Raw genomic sequence first — 21,323 nt, forward strand, 5'->3', positions numbered from 1 at the left:
ATCTGGGAGATCGGAGGGCATTTGTTCTCTCCGTTTTGGCCGCCAAGGTTGATATAATAGCTTTGCACTGAAGTCGAATATCGTGTTGGCAAATCGCTATTTGTCAAATTCGCAAGTCTCTGCAAAGCTTCTTTGATGCGTGCTGCGGAGACAATTCTCCAAAAAATGTGGATCAATTACTTGCGATTTAGAGTTCGACGAGTGATATTGAGATAAGTTTTGATGCTTTTGAGTCGGGAGGTTTGTCTATTGCGGTACTTGGTAGCAATTGCTTTTCTGCTTGTTTCAACTACCACACAAGCAGCCACAGAGATTTATACGGATCAGAATCTGTTTGAATCTCAATTGCTGGGTTCCATTATCGATGACTACGAGCAACCTGCCTACAATGTGGGCAATCTAACAAATGCTCAGATGAATGCAGTTCTGAGCGAGACGAAGTATGAGCCGACGTATTGGCCTAACAACCGCGTCTACACAGAAGGGAGTAATCAAGCCTACTGTGCCGGTTGCAATGGGTCGTACCGGCTAGATTTTACCACTACGTCACTTTCCGATGGTACGGGTGTCGATGGAGTAGCCTTTGAATTCTTCAATGATCCTTTCAATTTAGGTCGACCTAACCCTGTGACATTTACTGCATTTGTTCAGTTTGGTGACGGGTCAACATCGAACTACTCACTTCCATTTGCCAATTATCAGGCAAATTTGACGGGATACTGGGGAATAATCTCTGATAAAAAAATTGCCTCAATCCACTTCGGACTGCCTGGCGGGGGTTCTACCAGTGACGGTTCATTTGGGCATGATAATCTCACTATCGGCCGCGTTGTTCCAGAACCTACTTCAATCATGCTTGCGGTGGGCTCGCTTCTAGCATTCGCTTTTGGTCGCCGGGTGCCACTGAACCAAACTCACTCCTGCTCTTGCTAACTGCCATGATGCTCATCCGTTCAAAGCGACGCATTAGCGTTAATTAGCGTCCATCAGCGGTTTCATCTTCTCCGGGCGCTGATTCCGCCTGCGGCGAACTTTCGCAGCGCTCCAGCGTTCACGGCTCGCCGATTCTATTCGTGCGATTCGTTTGATCCGTGGTTTCTCCCACCGCGACCACCGCGTCTCCGCGTGAAACCTCTTCGTTTTGGCCATCACCTCTGGTATAATAACTTCACACTGGCTAGGAATGTCATACTGTCAAGTAGCGAGGCGTTGTCAACCACAGATGTTGGCCAGCCTCGTCTGAAAAAAATCGATTCGCGGAAACGCGAATAGGGGTGGAAAAGTTGGACAAGTTGACCAAGTTGGAAGTCTTGAAATGAGAATTCCACTCGTGTGGCACAAGAAATGGCGATTGACGTGCCTCGAATCAAAAGATGATTCGTCATGCGAGTCGAGAGCAAAGAATTCACTCACGCCTTGCCAGAAGAAATTCTGGCAGAAAGAAAAAAGTGGAGCCGAGGGGGGTCGAACCCCTAACCCCTGGCTTGCAAAGCCAGTGCTCTCCCAATTGAGCTACGGCCCCAATCGAATGGGGATTGCGGAATTCGGATTGTCGATGGGAATTCCCAATTCCGCAATCCGAACTCTGCAATTGAAAACAGTGGGCGCACCAAGACTCGAACTTGGGACCTCAGCCTTATCAGGGCTGCGCTCTAACCAACTGAGCTATGCGCCCGCACGGCCTCAGCCAGGGTGAAGTGCTATCACTTGCCTCCCGAACTGGGGTCGAATCACACATTTTAGGTTGCTATCGCTGTCTGTCAAAGGGGGATTCAGGCGATTCTGGGCCTTTGGGAAATCAACATCGCTCTGGCCCGCTAACCGGTACAAACGCTATAACACCGCCACTTTTCGGAGGCCGAGACTTGCGGGCCGTGCGTTGTGCGGCTGTGTTCTCGATTCCCGAAATAAGGAATCCCCGCAACAAGGATTTTTGTGATGTCATATCGTTCGTTCGCCGTGCTGGTTGTTACTTGTGCCACTTTGTTCGCGCTGGCGGATTCCGCTGCCGCGGCCCCCACGGTGGCCGATGCTTTGAAGCTCACACCCGTGCAAAAGGGCATAGAATATGACACGCCGAAGGCCGATGAGATCGCGAAATCTTCGATCAAACCGGAAAAAGTCAACGGCATGACCGCGTGGGTCGTGCGCGGGCCGAACAATCAAATTCTCCGGCAATTCGCGGATTCCAACGGAGATAATGTCGTCGACGTTTGGAGTTACTACCGCGACGGCCTCGAAGTTTATCGCGACATCGATTCCAACAACAACGGCAAGGCCGACCAGTATCGTTGGTTCCACAGCGCCGGCATTCGCTGGGCTCTGGATGAGAACGAGGACAACACGATCGACGCATGGCGATTGATTTCGCCCGAAGAAGTCGCCGAGGAAGTTGTGACCGCGCTTGCCATGAATGATCAAGCCCGCTTTGAGAAGCTGTTGCTCACCGCCGAGGACATCAAAAGCTTGGGGCTCGATAATGTTCGCTCCGAGCAGGTGACCAAACGACTCGCTGCCGCCCCCGAGAAATTCAAAACGCTATCGGCGGATGCCAAGGAATTTAAGTTTAGTGACTTCGGCGGCACCAAGCCGGGCATGGTTCCCGCGGGTTCGCAAGGCGTGGGCAAAGATCTGCAAGCTTATGAAAGCGTGTGGGCGATGGTCGACACCGGCGAAGAGCACAAGCAATTGCAACTTGGCACCCTCATTAGCGTCAAAGGAGCTTGGAAATTAATCGACGGCCCTGCCCTGGGCACAGAAAACAGCGTGGCTGGATTCTTCTTCGATCCAGGTGGACGCGGTATTGGCGAACGGGCGACCGTGGAAGCTGACGCGGCCCCGACCGAGAAGATGGAAAAATGGATGACAGAGATCCAAGAGCTGGATCAGAAGCTGAGCGAAGCCGCATCGGCTGACAAACCGGCTCTCAACAAGCAACGCGCGGACTTAATGCTAGAACTAGCGAATTCGTGTTCCGACAGTAGTGATCGCGAGCAATGGCTCAAAAATCTTGCCGACAGTGTTAGTGCCGCCGCTCAGGAAGGCAGTTTTCCCGACGGTATCGCTTATTTGAAAGACTTGGAGGCCAAACTCGCCGCGGCCAAAGAATCGGAAGACTTGGGGGCCTATTTCGAGTTCCACCGCATGTCGGCGGAATATTACGGAGTGACACTTAAGGATCCTAAAGTCGATTTTGCCAAAGCGCAGGAAGAATGGTTGAAAGTCCTCGAAGCCTTTGTGGCGGCACATCCGAAATCGGAACATGCCCCCGAAGCATTGCGACAGATGGCGATGAGCACCGAGAATGCCGGACAGATCGATGCCGCCAAAAAGTGGTACAGCAAGATCTTGAGTGATTACCCGAATCATATTTCGGCTTCGCATGCCAAGGGAGCGATCAATCGCCTTACGAGCGAAGGACGCGAAATTGCTTTGAAAGCAAAAGATCTGAATGGCGCGGAGGTCGATCTCAAGGGTTTGCAGGGCAAGCCGGTTGTCGTTCAGTACTGGACCACGACTTCGGACGTCTGTAAGGCCGATCATGCCATTCTCAAGGATTTGGTTTCGAAATACGGCGGTGGCAATGGCTTGCAAGTGATCAGCATCAACTTGGATTACAGCCGCGACCCGCTCGACAAATATTTGGCCACCAATCGATTGCCTTGGAAGCAAGTTTACGAAGATGGTGGCTTCGACGGTCGTTTGGCGAGCGAAATGGGCGTGGTGACCGTGCCATTGATTTTGCTGGTAGGTCCCGACGGCAAGGTAATCTCGAGCAACATTCAGGCGGCGGAGATCGAAAGCGAGCTTAAGAAGTTGCAAGTGGCCGGCCTACCTGGCGGCGATAGCAAGCGCTAGACTTAAACTCGTTTTGAGACGCCGTTGTATTTTTTGCAATCGTGTTGTGTTAACAACAACGGCGTGCCGATCTTTTGTTTTCATAGGTGCGTATTGAAGAGAGTATTCGTCGCGCCACGTTTGGCACACGAATCGCATAACAAATTGCTGACTATATTAAGTCGTTGCTAGCGGAGTTCCGATTCATCAAAGATTGAATCGCGTGAACTAACAAAGCTAACAACACCCTCAGCAAGGAATCGCATCAGGGACGCCGCACACGGAATCGTCGGCGAAGAACAATGGACGGATCTATCGCTCTCGAAACAGTCTGGGTTGGGGTTCATATTATTGGCCTGACCGCCGCCTGGATGGTTCGCAAAGAAGCATCAGGTTATCGCCAACGCCTGGCCTACAACAGCTTCTTCGCCTGCTTGCCTTTGGTGGCCATCATCACCGTCGTGGGTCAGTTTCTGTGCCTGACGACTTGGCCCCTTTCTGCCGCGACTTTGGGTGTGATGATCGTGGCCGCAGTGGCAGACTTCGGACCGCGCACATCGCAAGCGACGACCAACGAGCGCTAGTAAGCCAGCAGCCGGAGAGTTCGCTTGAACTGCCTGGCTTATCAGGGCCGCATGTTTTTGTCGTCAAAATCGGAAAAAAACTCCCTTTCCGAACTCCCGACTGCCGAAACTCTCTTGTGACCGACCAACTCGTCTCAACTGCGCGGCTGTCTCCAACCGCCAGCGTCGACAGAAGGTTTTAGCAGCATCACGGAGGTGCTGCGGAACAGCAGCGAATCGGCCGCCCGCTCGACCCGAGTGGGAGCGACGAGAGCAGCAAATCATTAGGAGGGGGACCATGCGGAGTTTTATCTTAGGTCTGGCGGTGCTGAGCGCAACGCTGGGGACCGCAGTGCCTACGGCGCTTGCGGCGACCAACGAGCAAGCGGCCCAGCAAATCGCCAAGAATCTGAAAGACAGCGGTAAGCTCAAAGGCTACCGCGTCGGTGTGAAGTATGAAGACGGCGTAGCCTGGTTGATGGGTACCGTCACCAGCGAAAAGCAATTGCAGATTGCCGAGCAGATTGCTAGCAGCACGCCAGGCGTCGACCATGTGATCTGCAAGTTGGAAATTGCCGCTCCCGAAGCTGAAAGCTTCGAGCCGGCATCCTTCGAGCAGCAGCCACAAGCCGTAAGCAAGCCTGCGGTTCAACAGCCGCGGCCAGCAGCTGCGAATCGTCGCAGCAACATGCCTGTGCCTTATGCCTATATGGGTCAAGGTCATCCACGGAGCATGCCACCACAGGGCATGCCCCAACAAGGCAACGTCCAAGCTGCTGCATACAGCCAACAAGCACAGTATTGCCCCGATGGTGGTTACGGCGCTCCCGCGGGTATGAGCCACACACCCGCAGCTTCAGGTGCTGGCGTCGCTTATGACAATCCTCAGATGCCGGGTTATGCGTGGCCAAGCTACGCGGCCTCGCCGAACTACGCTGCTTTGAGCTATCCGCAGCAATATTCGGCTTCGGCCTGGCCTTACATCGGTCCGTTCTATCCTTATCCCCAGGTTCCGCTTGGCTGGCGGAAAGTAACCTTGGAATGGGATGACGGCTGGTGGTTCCTCGACTTCAAGGACAGCAAGCACTGCAAGTAATTGATGCTCGCTGAGAAAGAGTTAACGGTTCCCAACCCTCGCCGAACAGACTGTTCGGCGAGGGTTTTTCGTTTTGGTATTTCGCTCTTTTGAAGTTTGAGCTGATGCCACACAACTCATGCGCAAATCTTGCTAGCAAGAGTGCGTCGGAATTCTTGATTTTTTCGGCACAACCGGAAAAGGCCGCAAGTTCGACCCAGATTTACTCGATAACAGTAGCAGCAACTCGGCTACGTGCCGGATTGCCAAGCTTTTCCCACGAATCACTGGACGGTTAAAGGTAGATTCGATGTCACGCTCGCATAAGTTCACTACGCTGACTTTGGCTTCCATCGTGGCCATCAGCTCGTTGTCGACCACCGGTTGTTTCTGGGGGTTAACGTCACTAGGACCAAGCTTGGGCCCCTTCGCGATCCCAACGCCGATTAGCCCCTACTTCCAAAAGAAGAAGGAAGACGAATATTGGCAACAAGAACGCTATAAACGAGTTCCCATTTTAGGCCCGATCACTTCGGGCGCCGACATTGTAGCTCTCGATGCGCCAAGCGACGATGAAGTGATGCGAGCTCTTGAAATCGCTCAGCCCGTGCAAGGTGGAATTCCCCTGTTGCACGAACACAATCGCAACAATGTGCGAATCGTGAAGGAAAAAATTGCCGATTACATCGATCCTCCTCGGGTGTATCCGATGATCGGTCCGGCTCAACAGCATCATGCTCACTACAAGTGTACGATCTACTACGAAGACGTGCGTCGCATCGGCTGGCCTGTGCCACACACGCTACGGGATGAAGATGCCCGCGAAGTGATCTACGTCGACCATAACCACCTTCACATGGTGGGGAACGTCGAGAATGCGATCGAGGCTCCCCTGTTCTAAGACAGTCGCCTGATCAAAAGAGCTAACACGGGTGGGGCTTGCCAGAACTCCAGGGATTGGAGTGCTGGCAAGCCCTCTTTATTTGGGGTCCATCAGAGCTTTCTTATGATTCCCCGTTCCATTTATAAGCTGTTATTTTTGGGTGCTACTTGCAGTCTTTTTGCGTTGAATGCCGTTGCAGACACAGCAAGTTTTCAACAGGCTCAAGAGCTCTATAAAAAAGCAGCCTGGCAACCGGCTTTAGAAATGTTTGCCGCTGCTGTGGCAAAGAATAAAGACTCGGATGAAATCGCGACGGCGCATTTCTTTGCTGGCGAATGCGCCATGCAATTAAGCGATTATCGCCAAGCCCAAGAGCACTACGAGCAAGTGCTGGCCCTTGTAGGTGAGCAGCCACTCAAGGCAAACGCCCAATTTCGGCATAGTGAAGCACGCTTCTTGGCAGGTGATGTGGTCGGAGCCGCAAGGGACTTTCACGATTTTGCCAATAGTTATGCACAGCATAAGTTCACTCCATCGGCCTACAACTACCTCGGCCAAATAGCCGCAGAGGCAGATCTCCACGACCAAGCGGTCACATCTTACAACTTCGTTATCGAAAATTTCTCAACCGGTCCGGAAGTCGATCAAGCTCGTTTGGGACTCGCGCGAGTGTTGCTTGCCACGGGCCGTGAGAGTGAAGTGCCTGTCTGTCTGGGGCGGCTTTGCCAAGATGAAAACCAGACAACTGCCGCAGAGGCGATCCTGTTGTTAGGACGGTCCAAGTACGAAGCACGACAATTCGATCAGGCACTCAGCGAGTTTCGCCGGATTTACGAATTAGAGGCCACACCAGCGCAACAGCAGCGGGCCCATTTGGGAGCTGGCTGGGCGCTGTGGAACTTAGGCCGACCGGAAGAGATTTCTGTCGAGATTTCCGCACTCGCCAAGGCAAACGACTGTCAGACGGAATGTCACTATTTGCTGGGCATGGCCGCTTACAGCGCGGAGGATTGGGGCGTTGCTTGTCGTGAATTGGAACAAGCTTCAGTCGAACTCAGTCCGCACCGCCCTGCCGCATTATTTTATTTGGGCGAAAGTTTTCTAAAAGCTCAGAACACGAAGCGAGCCCAGGAAATCTTCGAGCAAGTGGTTCGTTCTGAACCACAAAGTGAATGGTCCGACGATGCCGCCTGGGGTTTGGCTCGGGCGGCGCAGGCCGCCAAGTCCAAGATCGAAATGGAGGAAGCCTGCGAACTCTTAAAAACCAAGTTCCCCCAGAGCGAATATGTAGCGCTGATTTCGATCGTGCCGCAAGCCGATTTTAGCGCAGCCAAAAATACGACCGGCTTTCCGCTGTTTGAAGAAGCAGTCGCACTAGAGCGTGACGGTCAATTCAATGCGGCCCTGGCAGCGTATCGTGAGTTCTTGGCAGACAAGAATGACATGACACTCCGAGCCGAAGGTTTGTGGCGAACTGCTCGTCTGCACGAACGCCTTAAGCAGTATGCCGAGGCAGAGCAGATTTACGGTTTATTACTCGCGGAGAGTTCACAATTTGAACGAAGGGCTGACGTTCTATTCCACCTCGCCGCGATTGAGGCAGGGCGTGGGAAACAAGCCGAAGCGAAAAAACATTACTGCGACTTGGTGTCAAACTTTCCCCAAAGCCCCCAGGCCGCACCTGCCGCCTATTGGCTAGCACTGGCTGCTGCCGATGAAAGGAATAATAGCGAAGCCCAGTATCAGGTCGATTGGTTGTTGGCCCATGGCGATCCCACCGAGCAATCACTGACCGAAGAGCAAACTCGGTTGTGGGAACAAACGCTCTGTTTGCAATGTCAGTTGTGGGCCGAGAGCAACAACTGGGAATCGATCAAAGATTTATTGGGCGAGAGCGAACAGACAGGAAATAGCGTAGCGAAAGCGCGGCTGGAATTTTGGCGGGCGGAAGCGGCACTTCGGTTGGGAAATCACGCCGAAGCCAGTGAACGCTTTGACAAGTTAGCATCGTCAACCGCGGGAATCGTTGAGGCCTGGGTGCCGATGGTCTCGTTGCGGCAAGCACAACTTGCCGCACGACGCGAAGATTGGCAGTCCGTGCTGAAGTTGGTGGATGTACACGACGCAAAGCATCCTGAATTTGAGCTCGCTTACGAATGTGATTACCTGCGTGGCCGAGCATTGGCAGGGCGTGGCGAAATGTCGTCGGCGCGAAGTGCGTATGGCGACGTTTTGGAGAATGAATGGGCGACCGGCACGGAAACGGCCGCGATGGCCCAGTGGATGATTGGCGAAACTTACTTTCATCAAAGAGATTACGAACACGCCGCAGTGGCGTATGAGAAAGTGATAGAGCGGCACAATCTACCCGAGTGGCAAGCACGGGCGGCCCTGCAAGCCGGCAAGTGTGCCGAGTTGAGGGATCATTGGGACGCGGCTCGCGAACAATACTCGCGGGCTCTGGATCGTTGGCCGAAGTCAGCTTCCGAACAGCAATTGGCAGCGCGGTTGAAATGGTCAGAGGAACGGATGGCACAACAGCCATCCACGTTGCTTAGATAGTTAAAATAATATCGGACGGCAGGGATGCATTTTCCAATAAACATATTGAACCAGCCTGGCTGCAAGTTTCTTGCAGGTCTGGTTATTGTGTTGGCTGGAGCTGTGCCTGGCTGGGCGCAAGAATCCGCCAGTGGTGCCGCTCAAATGGCCGAGAATTCTCGCACACTGTGGGATATGGTCTCGGCCGGTGGGCCGTTGGTGATTCCCATTCTTTTGTGCTCATTCGTATTATGTGTAGTTGTCTTTGAACGCACCTTAAGTCTACGTCGGGGACGTGTCGTCCCCCGTGTTTTTATCGAGCGTTTTATACTGCAAATCAGTGAGGGGGCCATCGACAAAACCGAGGCCCTGGAGCGCTGCGAACAAAATGGCAGTTTGATCGCCCGTGTGTTTGAAGCGGCCGTATGGAAGTGGGGCAAGCCGGCCGTGGAAATCGAGCAGGCCGTGCTTGATGAAGGAGAACGCGTTGCCAGCGAAATGCGGCGTTATTTGCGCGTGATCAACGGCGTATCAACCGTTTGTCCTTTGTTCGGATTGTTGGGCACGGTGCTCGGCATGATGGAATCGTTTGAAGTGATTTCCAAAAGTGCCGCGATGGGGCGTGCGGAATTATTGGCGGGAGGGATTGGGCATGCCCTGATGTCGACCGCGGCCGGACTCACCGTAGCGATTCCCGCTTTGATTCTTTATTTGTGGCTCACGGGGCGTGTCGACAGCTTGGTCATGGAAATCGACCGCCTGGGCCAGAATGTTGTTCACCTGATTTCCGCCGAAGGGATCGAAGAACGCCGTAATCGACCGAAACCAACACCCAAGCCCAAAAAGGTGGCATAGCATTGCCGTGAGAAATCATGCCACTCAAAACGCAAACCGATGAACTTCCAGCGTTGAATCTTACGCCGATGATCGACGTTGTGTTCTTGTTGATCATCTTCTTCATGGCGGCAAGCAAGTTCGCCGAAGTCGAAGCCGACATCGATCTGCAGCTTCCCGAAGTCGCTGCCGCGACGCCTCTGACCTCAGCGCCCAAGCAACGCACTGTCAGTGTTGAAAAAGATGGCCAGGTGCAACTCGACGGCGAAGCAGTGTCACTTGCCGAACTAACCAGCAAGCTGGCCGTCGCGCAGCGCGAGTTTGCGCATCTGAGCGTCGTGATCCGTGGTGATGCCGCCTGTGCGTTCCAACACGTCGCCGCGGCACTTTCAGCATGTAAAGATGCCAACATCTCGGAACTGGGCATCACCGTCAAACTCGCGCAGGGCAACGCGAATGTAACCCGTTAGCGAGTCCTCAAGGCCATGCAAAATCAGCTGCTCATTCTGCTGGCCTTTTGGGGGCTTACGACTCCGACTTGGATCGCCATGTGGTCGGTCCTGATAGTGCTCACGATCGCACTTGTCGTTTTACTGCGAGCCCGTTGGTCGAGAGAGCGCACTTGGCGAATGTGTGCGGTGCTTTCGTTATGGGTGCATGTGTTGATTGTGGTGTTCTCCATGACCGTGCGAATCGTTACGGGACCACCTGGACCTGGCAGCGGCGGACCCATCCGCGTGGCGGTCCTTCCTGCTGAACCAATCACAGCCAGTGAGTCCAACAGTGAAGCGAAAAAAATTCAACCCATTCTGGACGAGTTAGCCGCTCCTTCGCTGGTCGCTCCCACTGCTGAGCCGCTTGTGGAAGCGAAAGCTAAGACCGATGAGCAGCCCACGCCGGATGCCTTCGTCATGGAAGAGCTCACCGAGAGCTTGGCGGCAGCGGAACCCTTGCCCCCTGCCCCACTGGAAGCGCCGTCATTGATGCCGGCTCCCGTTGTTGAAGAACCAAAGCCCAAGGAAAAATCCAAAACCAAGGGGGCAGACAAGCTCGCCAGCGAAGACAAACCTCTGCCCAAGAAAGCTGAAAAGGAAACCGAGGCACCTACTCCGACAGACAAGTTGGCGGAAAGTGCTGAAACCACCCGAGAAACTTCGGCGCCAAAAATTGCTTCGAATGCTGAGACATTGCCAAGCATTGACGCCGCAATTCCTAATCTCTATGCGGATCGTTTTGCCGATGATCTGACGGAATTGGCGAGCGAACGTGGTGGCAGTTCACAAACTCAGGCGGCAGTCAATGCCGCGCTGGCATGGCTCGCGGCCAACCAATCGGCCAACGGCGGTTGGGATGCTTCTAAATTCGGTGCCGGTGTTGAACGTGCGGTGATGGGACACAATCGACAAGGCGCCGGTGCGAACGCGGATACTGGAGTGACTGGACTCGCGATCTTGGCGTTTCTAGGGGCGGGGCATTCACACACGCACGGGGACTATCGCAACGAAGTAGCCAGGGCTCTCGAATATTTGCGGCAACGCCAACGCTCCGACGGCTCGCTTTTTGGCGAAGCGGAATTGTTTGCTCGCACCTATTGTCATTCAATGGCGACTCTTGCCGTGTGTGAAACCTATGCCATGACACGCGACAAGCGGCTCGACCCTCTCTGCCGAGCGGCCGTATCCTATTCTCTGGCGATGCAGCATCCGACTGATGGCGGTTGGCGTTATCGCCGTGGCGACATGGGCGACACCAGCCAACATGGTTGGCAATTGATGGCACTCAAGAGCGCTCAACTCGCGGGGATCGAAGTTCCCGATATGACTTGGGCTCGCGCCGAGCGCTTTTTGCGTCGTGTGAAACGCGGCAATCACGGTGGCCTCGCGGCTTATCGTCCCGACGGCCCACCGTCGCGCACGATGACAGCCGAAGCCTGGTTCTGTCATCAGCTTTTGCAGGCGGATCGTGGTGGTTCGCTCAATCCGTCGGCGATCCGCGAGGCGGTCGAGTCGCTTGAGCAGGAACTGCCAAGTCCGTCCAACCGCAATTTGTATTACTGGTATTACGCGACTTTGGCTTTGCAACAGAATCATCACCACTCGCCGGAAGACAGCTCAAGCTGGGAGGCCTGGAATCACGCTCTCACGACGGCGTTGATTGCCACTCAAGAAAGCGACGGCAGCTGGGATGCCGACTCCGTCTGGGGCGGCTACGGCGGCAAAGTCTACACAACGTCGCTCTCCGCCCTTTGTTTGGAAGTGTATTACCGCTACAACCCGGCGCAAGGACCGAGCGAACTTGCGGATCGCGAGGGTTGGCAGTCGCTCCAGCGGTAAATTTGACATTGCATTTCCGACAGCCAGTCACGCGCAAAGTGGCAATTTTACGGGGTAAACTTGAGGGGGCCGAGCTTGGCGGTTTGACTTACCCTTGCACCCCTGTAAAATTAGAGTCATCTGGGCCGGGAGTTTGTAACCTCTGGCCGGTCCCTCTTTTATGGTGGCATGTATACAATGTTCGCATTTTTTCCGACGACCAGTGGAATGCTTATTTTGGGGTTAGTGGTCTTGTTGCTGTTTGGCAATCGGCTCCCCTCGGTCATGCGCTCCTTGGGCGAAGGGATCACCGAGTTTAAGAAAGGGATGAACGGCGAAGGTGCCTCCGATCCCAATCACCGAATCGAAGATCGCCGCGATTGATCGCAACTGCTTGATCGAATCCCTAGGCGAGACCTTTTCTGGAGTTTGTGACAGTGACGGGCCCCGATCTTTTAGTTGGCTACGATTTTTTTGTAGGCTACTTTGGCATTAGCCCGACCGAAATGCTGCTCGTTATGTTCGTGGCACTCATGCTCTATGGCGGTGAGTTGCCCAAGGTTGCCCGTTCGTGGGGCAAGAGCCTCGCTGAGTTTAAGAAGGGCATCAACGGAATTCAAAACGAATTCAACACGGTTTTCCAAGACGAGCCACCACGAATTCCCTACCATGATCCTGTTTACAGCCATAATGCCGGTACGATCGACGGCCATCTGGCTGATGAATCGCACCACTCTTCCGAAGAGGTGCATGAAGCCGAGATTTCTACTCAAGCTTCAGTTGCACCTCAGCCCGAGAGTCCCGTGGCATCCGAGCGTGAGAGCATCTAGGCAATGGCCCTTTCGGCCATTAAAATGCCAAATCCCCGGGCGGCTAGCTCAGTTGGTTAGAGCGCTACGTTCACACCGTAGAGGTCACAAGTTCGAGTCTTGTGTCGCCCACTCGATTTCTTCGCACTATCACGCAATCAGCGGTAATTTCAGCCGTTTCAGCGTCTTTGATTGCACGAGTTACAACGTCTTGCAACTGGTTGCCGGTCTTTTCTGCATCACTTTTTGGGGCTTCGACCGCTGCGGCGAAATGTTCGTTGGTCGTTTGCAGATAGTGCATGCGGGCGACGGCGGCGGAGTTGCCGATCCACTCACAAACAACGTGGATAGGGAAGCGATCCGCTAATTCAGTCTCGCGTGTCGATCTTAAGTTTTGGAATAGCTTAGGCCACGGCTTTACGCCTGCCCTTTCGATGATCCGCGTCAGTTGCGTTCCAAGATTCGCGGCACCGTGGCGATAGCGACCGATTGCGAATTCATCACCCTCCCCGGCCTGTTGGAATGCTTCGGAGAGAACGGACTGTAGCTCGGGGAAGATCGGGACGAATCGAGTCTCATGGACCGCGTGGTGTTCGGTCTTCACACAGCGAACTTTGAATTTCTGTTGTTCCCAAAGCACGTCTGACCAACGCAATGCGAAAAGCTCACTCGGAATTCGCAATCCGCCCCATCGGGCTAGTGCGAAAATCAATCACCATCCCGCGTCGGGACAAGCGGCTAACACTTTACCGGATACTACCGGCGAATCGTGTATCAATCGACGTTTCGTTGAACCGCCTAGACGAACATGGGCAAAAGTTTGTGGGAGCGATTCGAGACGCGGTGGAAACGATCAAAGGTAGCCGATCCAAAGGCGCTGTCTCTCCGTTCGCAAAACTTGAGGCCGAACCTACATCGTTTTCGTTTGGTCGTTCCCCTTAGACGGTGTTTCGGGAATGCGAGAAGGCTTCGGGCTAATCGTCCAACTTGTCCGGGGAATTTATTTTCTAGGTGTTTTTTTGGGGGCATTACTATGGAGAAATGTCTAATCCCTCACAAAGCGACACCGCGAAATCATTCGGCTTGCTTCTCTTGGCTGCACGATATATATGAAATCGGTGCAATTCTGAGCCTGTCGTCATCTACGGTTGATAATCATAAATTTGATGCGAGCGACACCTGCGAGACCGATGATCGCGGCGGCGAGCAAGATCGAGGGTGGCTCCGGAATAAATGTGAACTGAGTTATTAGACCGATGCCATCCAAGCCCTTTGGCAAGCTTCGATCTTCTCTATACACCCGATTCACCGAGCCGCTGGCTATATCGGCATCCATTACGGCTATATCTGTATAAACGAGCGACATCGAAAAATCGACCAGTAAGTTGCCGCCACTGTAAAAGAATGGAGATTCAAACCCAAAGCGAAGATCAAAAGGATTCAAGGGCAACGAAGTGCCTTCAAGGGCCCGAACGACGTACTCTCCAGCGCGGACCATTGTACGATTCAAACCGTGGTTAGCTTCAAAATCGCTAGTTATTGAATCGACCTCGTGAGGCGTCACTGACATTGAGATATCCAACTTAGGGTAGACGTAACTCCACACAAGGTCTTCGCCATATTGTTCGTCAAGACGAAATGCGATAGCAGTTATCTGTTTCCCGACTAATCAAAAAAGATCAGTAGCATTATAGATTTGCTGATACCGGGAAGTCTTGAATCTAAATGGAATGGCGTTGTTGACTGGGCCAGGCGCTTTGTCAAACCCGGCCGGAGCAACAAGCGTTCCAGCCGACAAGAATAACGATGAAAGAGCCCAAATGGACATACTCAGACAGATCAAGCACTTTCTTTGCACAACACCACTCCATCCGAAGTTGCGAATCCCACCTTGCGTCTTATAGGGGATCGGTTGCGAGCCTGTAAATACACGTTTGCCTAGATGCGAACAGCTTCGCCAACAGGGCCGTGACATACGGGGGCTATCAGCCACATCCAATTTGCCTCCATTGCTCGCTTTTCCGGAAAATCCGTGCAGGCAAAATGCGACGCTTGAGGTCAGTGGAAGTCCCGCGAATGTAACTGGACAAAGCTAATCGCGTGAGGTAAATCCTCCAACTTTGAAACGAGCACATGGATAACGCCTTTATGATTTTGCAAGCGACCGTGGGCAACGTATCCCGATGCGGTTCGTGCAATCTTGTAGAACTTGTTCCAAACATCCATTTTGATAATGAGATTGATTGGCCCGGTTTCATCTTCAATTGTGACGAACGTGATGCCCTTGGCGGTTCCGGGACGTTGACGAACCAGCACGATACCCGCCACCCGAACATACTTGCCGTTTGGTATATCTGGCAGTTGGTTGGCGGGAACAACCTTCAACTTGTCTAGCTGATCGCGAAAGAACTTAATCGGATGATCTTTGAGGGATAGCCCTGCCGCACGGTAATCGGCAAACACTTCCTGCTGGGGCGACATAGTTGGCAAGGCCGTTGTGTTGATTGGCTCATCCAAGCCGTCGAATAATGGACGTGCTTTGCCCGACTTCTCCTGTTGCAGCGTCTGCCAAAGCGAAGCACGGCGGCTGAGTTGCAACGAACCGAACGCATCGGCCCTAGCGAGTCGTGTCAGAGTTGCAGCAGCTACGCAGCTACGGCGAGTGAAATCGTCAATTGATTGGTAATGCTCTGCTTTGCGGTTAGCAACGATCAATTCGGCTTCGCTTGCTCGCAAGCCGCCGATCATTCTCATGCCGAGTCTCACAGCACCGCCTTCGATGGTTGAATCCCAATTGCTATGGTTTACATCCACGGGTCGAACTTCTACAAAGTGTTGCCGAGCATCCCAGACAAGTTGTGCAGGTGCATAAAAGCCCATCGGCTGGCTATTCAACAAAGCAACACAGAACTCTGCCGGATAATAATGCTTTAGCCATGCCGACACGTAGGCGATCAGAGCGAACGACGCGGCGTGCGATTCTGGAAAGCCGTATTCACCGAAGCCGCGAATCTGTTTGAACACTTGCTCCGCAAACTCCGTGGAGTAACCAGTCCGTTGCATTCCAGCAATCAACTTATTGCGGAACTCATCGATGATGCCGGGGGCACGCCAAGCGGTCATTGCTCGCCGAAGTTGATCGGCCTCGCCGGGAGTAAAGCCAGCGGCCACAATCGCCAGTTTCATGGCCTGCTCTTGAAATAGCGGAACACCCATAGTTCTTTCAAGCACCCCCTTTATCTCATCGTTGGGGTAGTCCGGCTGTTCTTCACCGCAGCGACGTTTCAAATACGGGTGAACCATTTCGCCTTGGATTGGCCCCGGTCGAACGATGGCAATTTCGATAGCTAGATCGTAGAAGCAACGCGGCTTGAGGCGTGGCAACATGCTGAGTTGGGCACGCGACTCGATTTGAAATACGCCCAAGCAATCAGCGGCGCAGATCATGTCATAAACTTTCTCATCACCTTCCGGGATATTGGCCGTCGTGAGCAATTTGCCGTGATGCTTCTCGACAAGGTCAAAGCACTTGTGAATCGCCGTGAGCATGCCCAGTGCGAGACAATCGACTTTCAGAATTCCTAATTCATCTAGGTCGTCCTTGTTCCATTCAATCACCGTGCGATCTTCCATCGCGGCGTTCTCGATGGGGACTAATTCGCAGAGTGGGCCTTGGGTTATCACCATGCCGCCAACGTGCTGGCCCAAATGTCGTGGAAAGCCGAGTAGCTGATCGACCAACAGAATTAGCTCTTTGGTTTGGCGAGCGTCGGAATTGATGCCTACCATTTTGCAATGCTCACCCATTTGTTTGGGATGACGGTCGATTGTCTTTGCGAGCGCATCGATCTTATCAAGTGAGAATCCCAACGCCTTGCCCACGTCACGAATCGCGGAGCGTGGCCGATAGGTGATGACTTCGGCTGTCATAGCCGAACGTTCTCTACCGTATTTGTCATAGATGTATTGCAGCACTTCCTCACGGCGTTCGTGCTCGAAATCCACGTCAATGTCAGGCGGTTCGTTGCGTTCCTTGGAAATGAACCGTTCAAAGAGCATGTCCAGGCGGTCGGGATCGACGGCAGTAATACCCAGGCAATAGCAAACGACGGAATTGGCCGACGAACCACGACCTTGGCAAAGTATGTTGCGTGATCGAGCGAAGCGTACCAAATCCCAAACCGTGAGAAAGTAGGCTTCGTATCCAAGTTCGCCGATCAATGCGAGTTCGTGTTCAATCAGAGAGTAAACTTCATCAGGTACGCCATCGGGATAACGTGTCGCTGCACCCTGCCACGTCAGTTGAATCAGATACGCCAGTGGCGTCATCCCGCGTGGGGCGAGTTCTTCGGGATAGTCGTACCGCAGTTCGTCTAAATTGAAATGACAACGATCTGCGATTTCGACTGTTCGACGTATGGCATCAGGACACTCAGCGAATAGCTCACGCATTGAATCCGGTGATTTCAAATATCGTTCGGCATTGGGCAATAGCAAATCACCCGCCTCTGAAACTGTGCAACCTTCACGGATTGCCGTGAGCACGTCGGCCAGCGGCTTACGCGCAGGATGATGAAAGCGAACGTGATTGCTGGCGACGAGCGGGACGAGAGTTCGTTTGGCAAGTTGCTTTAGTGATTCCAATTCGCTCACGTCGTCAGGACCGTAGAACATCTTTCCAAACAGGTAACAGCGTTCTCGAAACACTTCGCGGTATCGGCACAGTTCGTCGGCTGTAGCAGGACCGACAACGGCGGCAATCAAACCTTCCGAGTGGCCTGCTACGTCTTCCAACAAAATGTGGCACTCGCCCTTGGGGGCTTTGATCTTGCCAGCGGTGAGCAGTCGTGACAAACGGCCATAGGCTTTGCGATCCGTGGCTAGCAACACGAGAGGCGGTGCATCTTGCGGGGTAATCTCAGTACCGATGAGAAGTTTGAGGCCCGTTTTCTTTGCTTGACCGTGAGCACGGACAACACCGGCTAAGCTGTTGTGATCTGTAATCGCTAAGGCACGATAGCCGAGCTTCCCTGCCCTGTTGACCAATTCGTCGGGGTGCGATGCCCCTTGTAAGAAAGAGAAGTTGGTTTTGCAATTGAGTTCGGCATACGCAACCGTGGCTTGCTGTGCCATCGATATGGCCGGAATGTCGCGTGGCTTGTAAACGGGTGGATCGGGCATTTAATCAAATATTCCATGTAAGAACCAAGCACCGTCGCCACGCCGAAAGAGCCAGAAGCGGTTGCCGTTATCTGTTTCAACTTGGTAATAATCCCGACGCTCATAGCGAACACGCCACCAACCCGCCTGGATGCGTTCTGGCCCCCACGATTCTTTCACATCGAACTTTTCACCACGCCAATGAAAGATCTTGGGCGGACCTTCAACCACGCCTAGCACTTGAAGCGGGACGATCTTGGGTAGCAGATAAGTCGGTCGCTGCAACGGGCCACAAGACTTTGCCAGCTTCCGGCTAGAGGCTCCTTGTCGATCCGTTAGTGGCACATAACGAAAGGAAAACTCAGCCTGCGAGTCAGCCACCAGATACGGGCGAACTACCGCCGATTGCCCCAGGCGGCTACTGAGTCGATTGATGAGCGATGCCAGTTGGCGGTTCTGTTCCGCTACGTTGCCCTCACTGAAGAATTCGAGTTGAGACGTCTGCGTTCTTGCCGTTCCACAAATGAGCAATCGAACCTTGCTGATCGGTCCCGTGAATCGAAGGGTTTCCAATTGCAGCAAGGTAAGTTCGCTCAAGTGTTTGAGACTTGTAGTCGGTTGAAATAGCGCAACGATCATGCGAACGGTCGTTTCATGCTCGCAAGCGTAGTCACAGACAAACTTGGTTATTCCCCTTTGTTGGTGCTGCACCAGGGGCATGAGTCGCGTAAGAAGTTCGATTGTTACCGTGCCGATGGCTTCACGATTTGACAACGGGGCTTCAAATTCCAACGCTCGTGTGAGTTCTGGCGGTGCGTAGTACGGCTCAATGTGCTCGGGCTGAATGCCCGTTGCTTGGTCGAGGCGATTGATTAGCGTGGCGTCGAATCCTGATGCGAGTTCATCGCGCGGAATAGCCGCGAGTTGTCCAATCGTTTCAACTCCCAATTCGTTCAGCGTCGTTTCGATCTGTTCGCCGAGATTCAGGCCAGCAACAGACAGTGGCGATATTGCTTCGCACACCTTGCCGGGAGGAACGATGGCAACATGCTCTCCGCTGCAATGCGACAAGGCCCACGCCCCAACGTAGGTATCTGTGATCGCCAATTGCATGATTAAACTTCGTTCATGGAATGCCCGTCGCATTTGAGTGGCGAGTGCCTGTTCACTGCCGAATATTGGAACCAGCCCCGATACATCCATGTACAGGCAATCCGGTTCTTCGACGGCAATGGCCGGGCTGAATTGCTCGCACCACGCGGCGAGCTTTAGTAAAGCGTTACGATCCGACTGCGGATTAAACTTCTCAAGGTGGGGGTTAGCTAACGCCGTCGCTTCGGTGAGCGGCATCAAGGGTCGCACGCCTTGCCGCAGCGCGAGCGGGCAACAATCAACAACGCGGAACGTACCGGGTCGGTATTCTTCATAGACGACCAACGGCGAACGCCTAAGCTCCGGTTGAACGCTGTAGAGTCGCTGAATCGACCAATGTGGAAGCCAGAGGCAGAGGGCACGCTTTTTGAAGTCTGCCGTTATCATCGTTCATTTCCAACTCAATGCTGTCGTTACGGAGCGATCCCAAGATTGTCATTTTCCAGCGGCGTGTTTTGACGTCTGTGCGTTGTGCTTCAATCAGTAGCCTGACCTGCGCCCACGTCGGTTCCTGCAAAGCCGTGGGTGGTCGTATTAGAAACCCCATAGTTTTGCCGTGTTCTGCGGCAAGCTGCCATCGACGTAGCATCTTTTCGTTCGCCTTGTCGGGCCAGCACACAACCGCAGAGATCCCGCCTGACCGAAGGATTTGCAACAAGGTCCATTGATAGTCTCGGGTATTGACGGATTGGACGACGATTGTTCGATCTAAAGCGATGCCAAGCGCGTCGGCAGCCGGGGGATAGAACTTGCAACCACTATCGAGCACGACAAGTATGCGGTTTTCACATACGGCTTGAGCAGTCTTTAAGGCAATGGTGGTTGCTCCGCTGCCTGCTGATCCGATCCATTCCACAAGCGAGCCACGTTCAATCCCCCGCTTGCCTAGCAAGCCGTCGAGCTCATCGCACCCGGTTGAAACCACGTCACCCCGTGTGTGGCAATCTGTTTCCAGTTCGCGCACACGCCTGCGAAGTGTTTCGAGAGTTTGATTTCGATTTGACATGCTAGCACCACCGAGATAATATACTAACGTACACTATATCGTCAACTGAATGCATCTAAATTGAGTTGCTAATTGTTGCAAGCTCCACAAAATGAGGGGAGTTCACAACATCAACCTGAAAATTATGGAACAGTAATCTCAATGTGCGGAAGGTACACTCTCCATGCGCGGCTGAATGCGTTGCTTCAACAATTTGGCGCTGAAATGGCTCAGGAATGGGCGGTCGTACCGCGATACAACATCGCCCCGACTCAGCAAGTGCCAATAATTCGTTTTGTCGATGGGCACCGCGAGTTGAGTATGGTGAGATGGGGACTAGTCCCACCGTGGGCCGATCCCCAAAAGCCACTGCCGATGATGAACAACGCCCGCTCGGAAGAAGTCACCGAGAAGCCCACCTTCAAGTCAATCATCAGAACGAAACGCTGTTTGGTTCTTGCCGATGGCTTCTATGAATGGGAAAGAATCGGCAAGAAGAAACAACCCCACTATTTCGGAATCAAAGATTTCCGACCGTTCGCGTTTGCAGGACTCTGGCAAACCTGGAAGGGCGACAGTAAGCCTGTCGATTCCTGTACGATCATGACCACAAGCGCCAATGAACTCGTCGGCGAAATCCATGATCGAATGCCTGTGATCTTGTCACCTGAAAATTACGATCTGTGGCTCGATCCCGAGATGCAGGATCCTATCAAACTGAAACGACTTTACACTCCATTCCCTGCCCATGAGATGGAGAGCTATCTCGTGGATCCCGAAGTCAACAAAGCCAGCAACGAAGGGGCTGATTTAATTGAGAGGGTGGAAGCACCTGCAAGACAAAGTGACTTGTTTGGCGATAATCCGCCGAACTCCAAATAAATGCAAGTTTGGTTTTGATTACAGTGACGGAATCCAGAGGGTTTCAGTCATCGGCATATATCCATACAGTTTAGTCCCGCGCGAATCGAACATTTAGGAAAGGGTGGGAGTGGCGAACCTTCGCAATATATTGGAAATTCTTCTTCCACTGTCCTTGGTAAGACGCTGAACTTCATGGGTAAATACTTGGTTGGTAGCGTAAGGAATGACGATCACACTCCCATCACTAGCGGCAAAATCCTGGTAACCTTGCCTTCCAAGGGCGCATGCGGAACGTTCGAGTACTATCC

The 21,323-nt window shown here is 53.2% G+C and carries 17 protein-coding genes and 3 tRNA genes; 14 read left to right on the top strand and 6 right to left on the bottom strand.

What is annotated here, in order from left to right; genetic code table 11:
* Positions 1-249 precede the first annotated feature (249 nt).
* On the top strand, positions 250-933 hold the full coding sequence (locus SH678x_RS08260; RefSeq protein WP_496922423.1) for a hypothetical protein: 684 nt from the start codon (positions 250-252) through the stop codon (positions 931-933).
* 516 nt (positions 934-1,449) lie between these two features.
* On the opposite strand, the gene SH678x_RS08265 is transcribed toward SH678x_RS08260, so the two are convergent.
* Together SH678x_RS08265 and SH678x_RS08270 are read right to left on the bottom strand one after the other, a co-directional pair.
* A tRNA-Ala gene (locus SH678x_RS08265) sits at positions 1,450-1,522 on the bottom strand.
* 79 nt (positions 1,523-1,601) lie between these two features.
* Positions 1,602-1,675: transfer RNA gene (locus SH678x_RS08270), tRNA-Ile, on the bottom strand.
* Positions 1,676-1,938: 263 nt separating this feature from the next.
* On the opposite strand from SH678x_RS08270, the gene SH678x_RS08275 reads away from it, so the two are divergent.
* From SH678x_RS08275 to SH678x_RS08330, 12 genes are all read left to right on the top strand, one after another.
* Positions 1,939-3,858 (top strand): thioredoxin-like domain-containing protein, encoded by a 1,920-nt coding sequence (locus tag SH678x_RS08275; protein ID WP_496922424.1) that lies wholly within the window; start codon positions 1,939-1,941, stop codon positions 3,856-3,858.
* A 281-nt stretch (positions 3,859-4,139) separates the two neighbouring features.
* The gene (locus tag SH678x_RS08280) at positions 4,140-4,421 is read left to right on the top strand and encodes a hypothetical protein (protein WP_496922425.1); all 282 of its coding nucleotides are present in this window, start codon (positions 4,140-4,142) and stop codon (positions 4,419-4,421) included.
* A 277-nt stretch (positions 4,422-4,698) separates the two neighbouring features.
* Positions 4,699-5,496, top strand: a complete 798-nt coding sequence (locus SH678x_RS08285) for a BON domain-containing protein (protein WP_496922426.1) — start codon at positions 4,699-4,701, stop codon at positions 5,494-5,496.
* 289 nt (positions 5,497-5,785) lie between these two features.
* A complete protein-coding gene (locus SH678x_RS08290; RefSeq protein ID WP_496922427.1) occupies positions 5,786-6,376 on the top strand; it encodes a hypothetical protein in 591 nt (196 codons plus the stop codon).
* Between the two features lie 105 nt (positions 6,377-6,481).
* Positions 6,482-8,920, top strand: coding sequence for a tetratricopeptide repeat protein (locus SH678x_RS08295; protein WP_496922428.1), 2,439 nt, complete (start codon positions 6,482-6,484; stop codon positions 8,918-8,920).
* A gap of 24 nt (positions 8,921-8,944) precedes the next feature.
* Positions 8,945-9,754, top strand: coding sequence for a MotA/TolQ/ExbB proton channel family protein (locus SH678x_RS08300; protein WP_496922429.1), 810 nt, complete (start codon positions 8,945-8,947; stop codon positions 9,752-9,754).
* Between the two features lie 17 nt (positions 9,755-9,771).
* The gene (locus SH678x_RS08305; protein ID WP_496922430.1) at positions 9,772-10,203 is read left to right on the top strand and encodes an ExbD/TolR family protein; all 432 of its coding nucleotides are present in this window, start codon (positions 9,772-9,774) and stop codon (positions 10,201-10,203) included.
* A 15-nt stretch (positions 10,204-10,218) separates the two neighbouring features.
* The gene (locus SH678x_RS08310; RefSeq protein WP_496922431.1) at positions 10,219-12,066 is read left to right on the top strand and encodes a hypothetical protein; all 1,848 of its coding nucleotides are present in this window, start codon (positions 10,219-10,221) and stop codon (positions 12,064-12,066) included.
* 177 nt (positions 12,067-12,243) lie between these two features.
* On the top strand, positions 12,244-12,429 hold the full coding sequence (locus tag SH678x_RS08315) for a twin-arginine translocase TatA/TatE family subunit (RefSeq protein WP_496922432.1): 186 nt from the start codon (positions 12,244-12,246) through the stop codon (positions 12,427-12,429).
* A 53-nt stretch (positions 12,430-12,482) separates the two neighbouring features.
* On the top strand, positions 12,483-12,875 hold the full coding sequence (locus tag SH678x_RS08320; RefSeq protein ID WP_496922433.1) for a Sec-independent protein translocase subunit TatA/TatB: 393 nt from the start codon (positions 12,483-12,485) through the stop codon (positions 12,873-12,875).
* A 37-nt stretch (positions 12,876-12,912) separates the two neighbouring features.
* Positions 12,913-12,986: transfer RNA gene (locus SH678x_RS08325), tRNA-Val, on the top strand.
* Between the two features lie 79 nt (positions 12,987-13,065).
* Positions 13,066-13,221: a hypothetical protein gene (locus SH678x_RS08330; RefSeq protein WP_496922434.1), complete on the top strand. Its 156-nt coding sequence runs from the start codon at positions 13,066-13,068 to the stop codon at positions 13,219-13,221.
* A 771-nt stretch (positions 13,222-13,992) separates the two neighbouring features.
* Here SH678x_RS08330 and SH678x_RS08335 read toward each other — a convergent pair.
* From SH678x_RS08335 to SH678x_RS08350, 4 genes are all read right to left on the bottom strand, one after another.
* A complete protein-coding gene (locus SH678x_RS08335) occupies positions 13,993-14,352 on the bottom strand; it encodes a hypothetical protein (RefSeq protein WP_496922435.1) in 360 nt (119 codons plus the stop codon).
* 560 nt (positions 14,353-14,912) lie between these two features.
* The gene (locus SH678x_RS08340; RefSeq protein ID WP_496922436.1) at positions 14,913-18,035 is read right to left on the bottom strand and encodes an error-prone DNA polymerase; all 3,123 of its coding nucleotides are present in this window, start codon (positions 18,033-18,035) and stop codon (positions 14,913-14,915) included.
* On the bottom strand, positions 18,036-19,553 hold the full coding sequence (locus SH678x_RS08345) for a Y-family DNA polymerase (protein WP_496922437.1): 1,518 nt from the start codon (positions 19,551-19,553) through the stop codon (positions 18,036-18,038). It lies immediately after the preceding gene.
* The gene (locus tag SH678x_RS08350; RefSeq protein WP_496922438.1) at positions 19,462-20,172 is read right to left on the bottom strand and encodes an ImuA family protein; all 711 of its coding nucleotides are present in this window, start codon (positions 20,170-20,172) and stop codon (positions 19,462-19,464) included. The genes SH678x_RS08345 and SH678x_RS08350 overlap by 92 nt, the downstream gene beginning before the upstream one ends.
* A gap of 141 nt (positions 20,173-20,313) precedes the next feature.
* On the opposite strand from SH678x_RS08350, the gene SH678x_RS08355 reads away from it, so the two are divergent.
* On the top strand, positions 20,314-21,033 hold the full coding sequence (locus tag SH678x_RS08355; protein ID WP_496922439.1) for an SOS response-associated peptidase: 720 nt from the start codon (positions 20,314-20,316) through the stop codon (positions 21,031-21,033).
* Positions 21,034-21,323 lie beyond the last annotated feature (290 nt).

The sequence above is a fragment of the Bythopirellula superficialaquae genome (assembly GCF_059632245.1).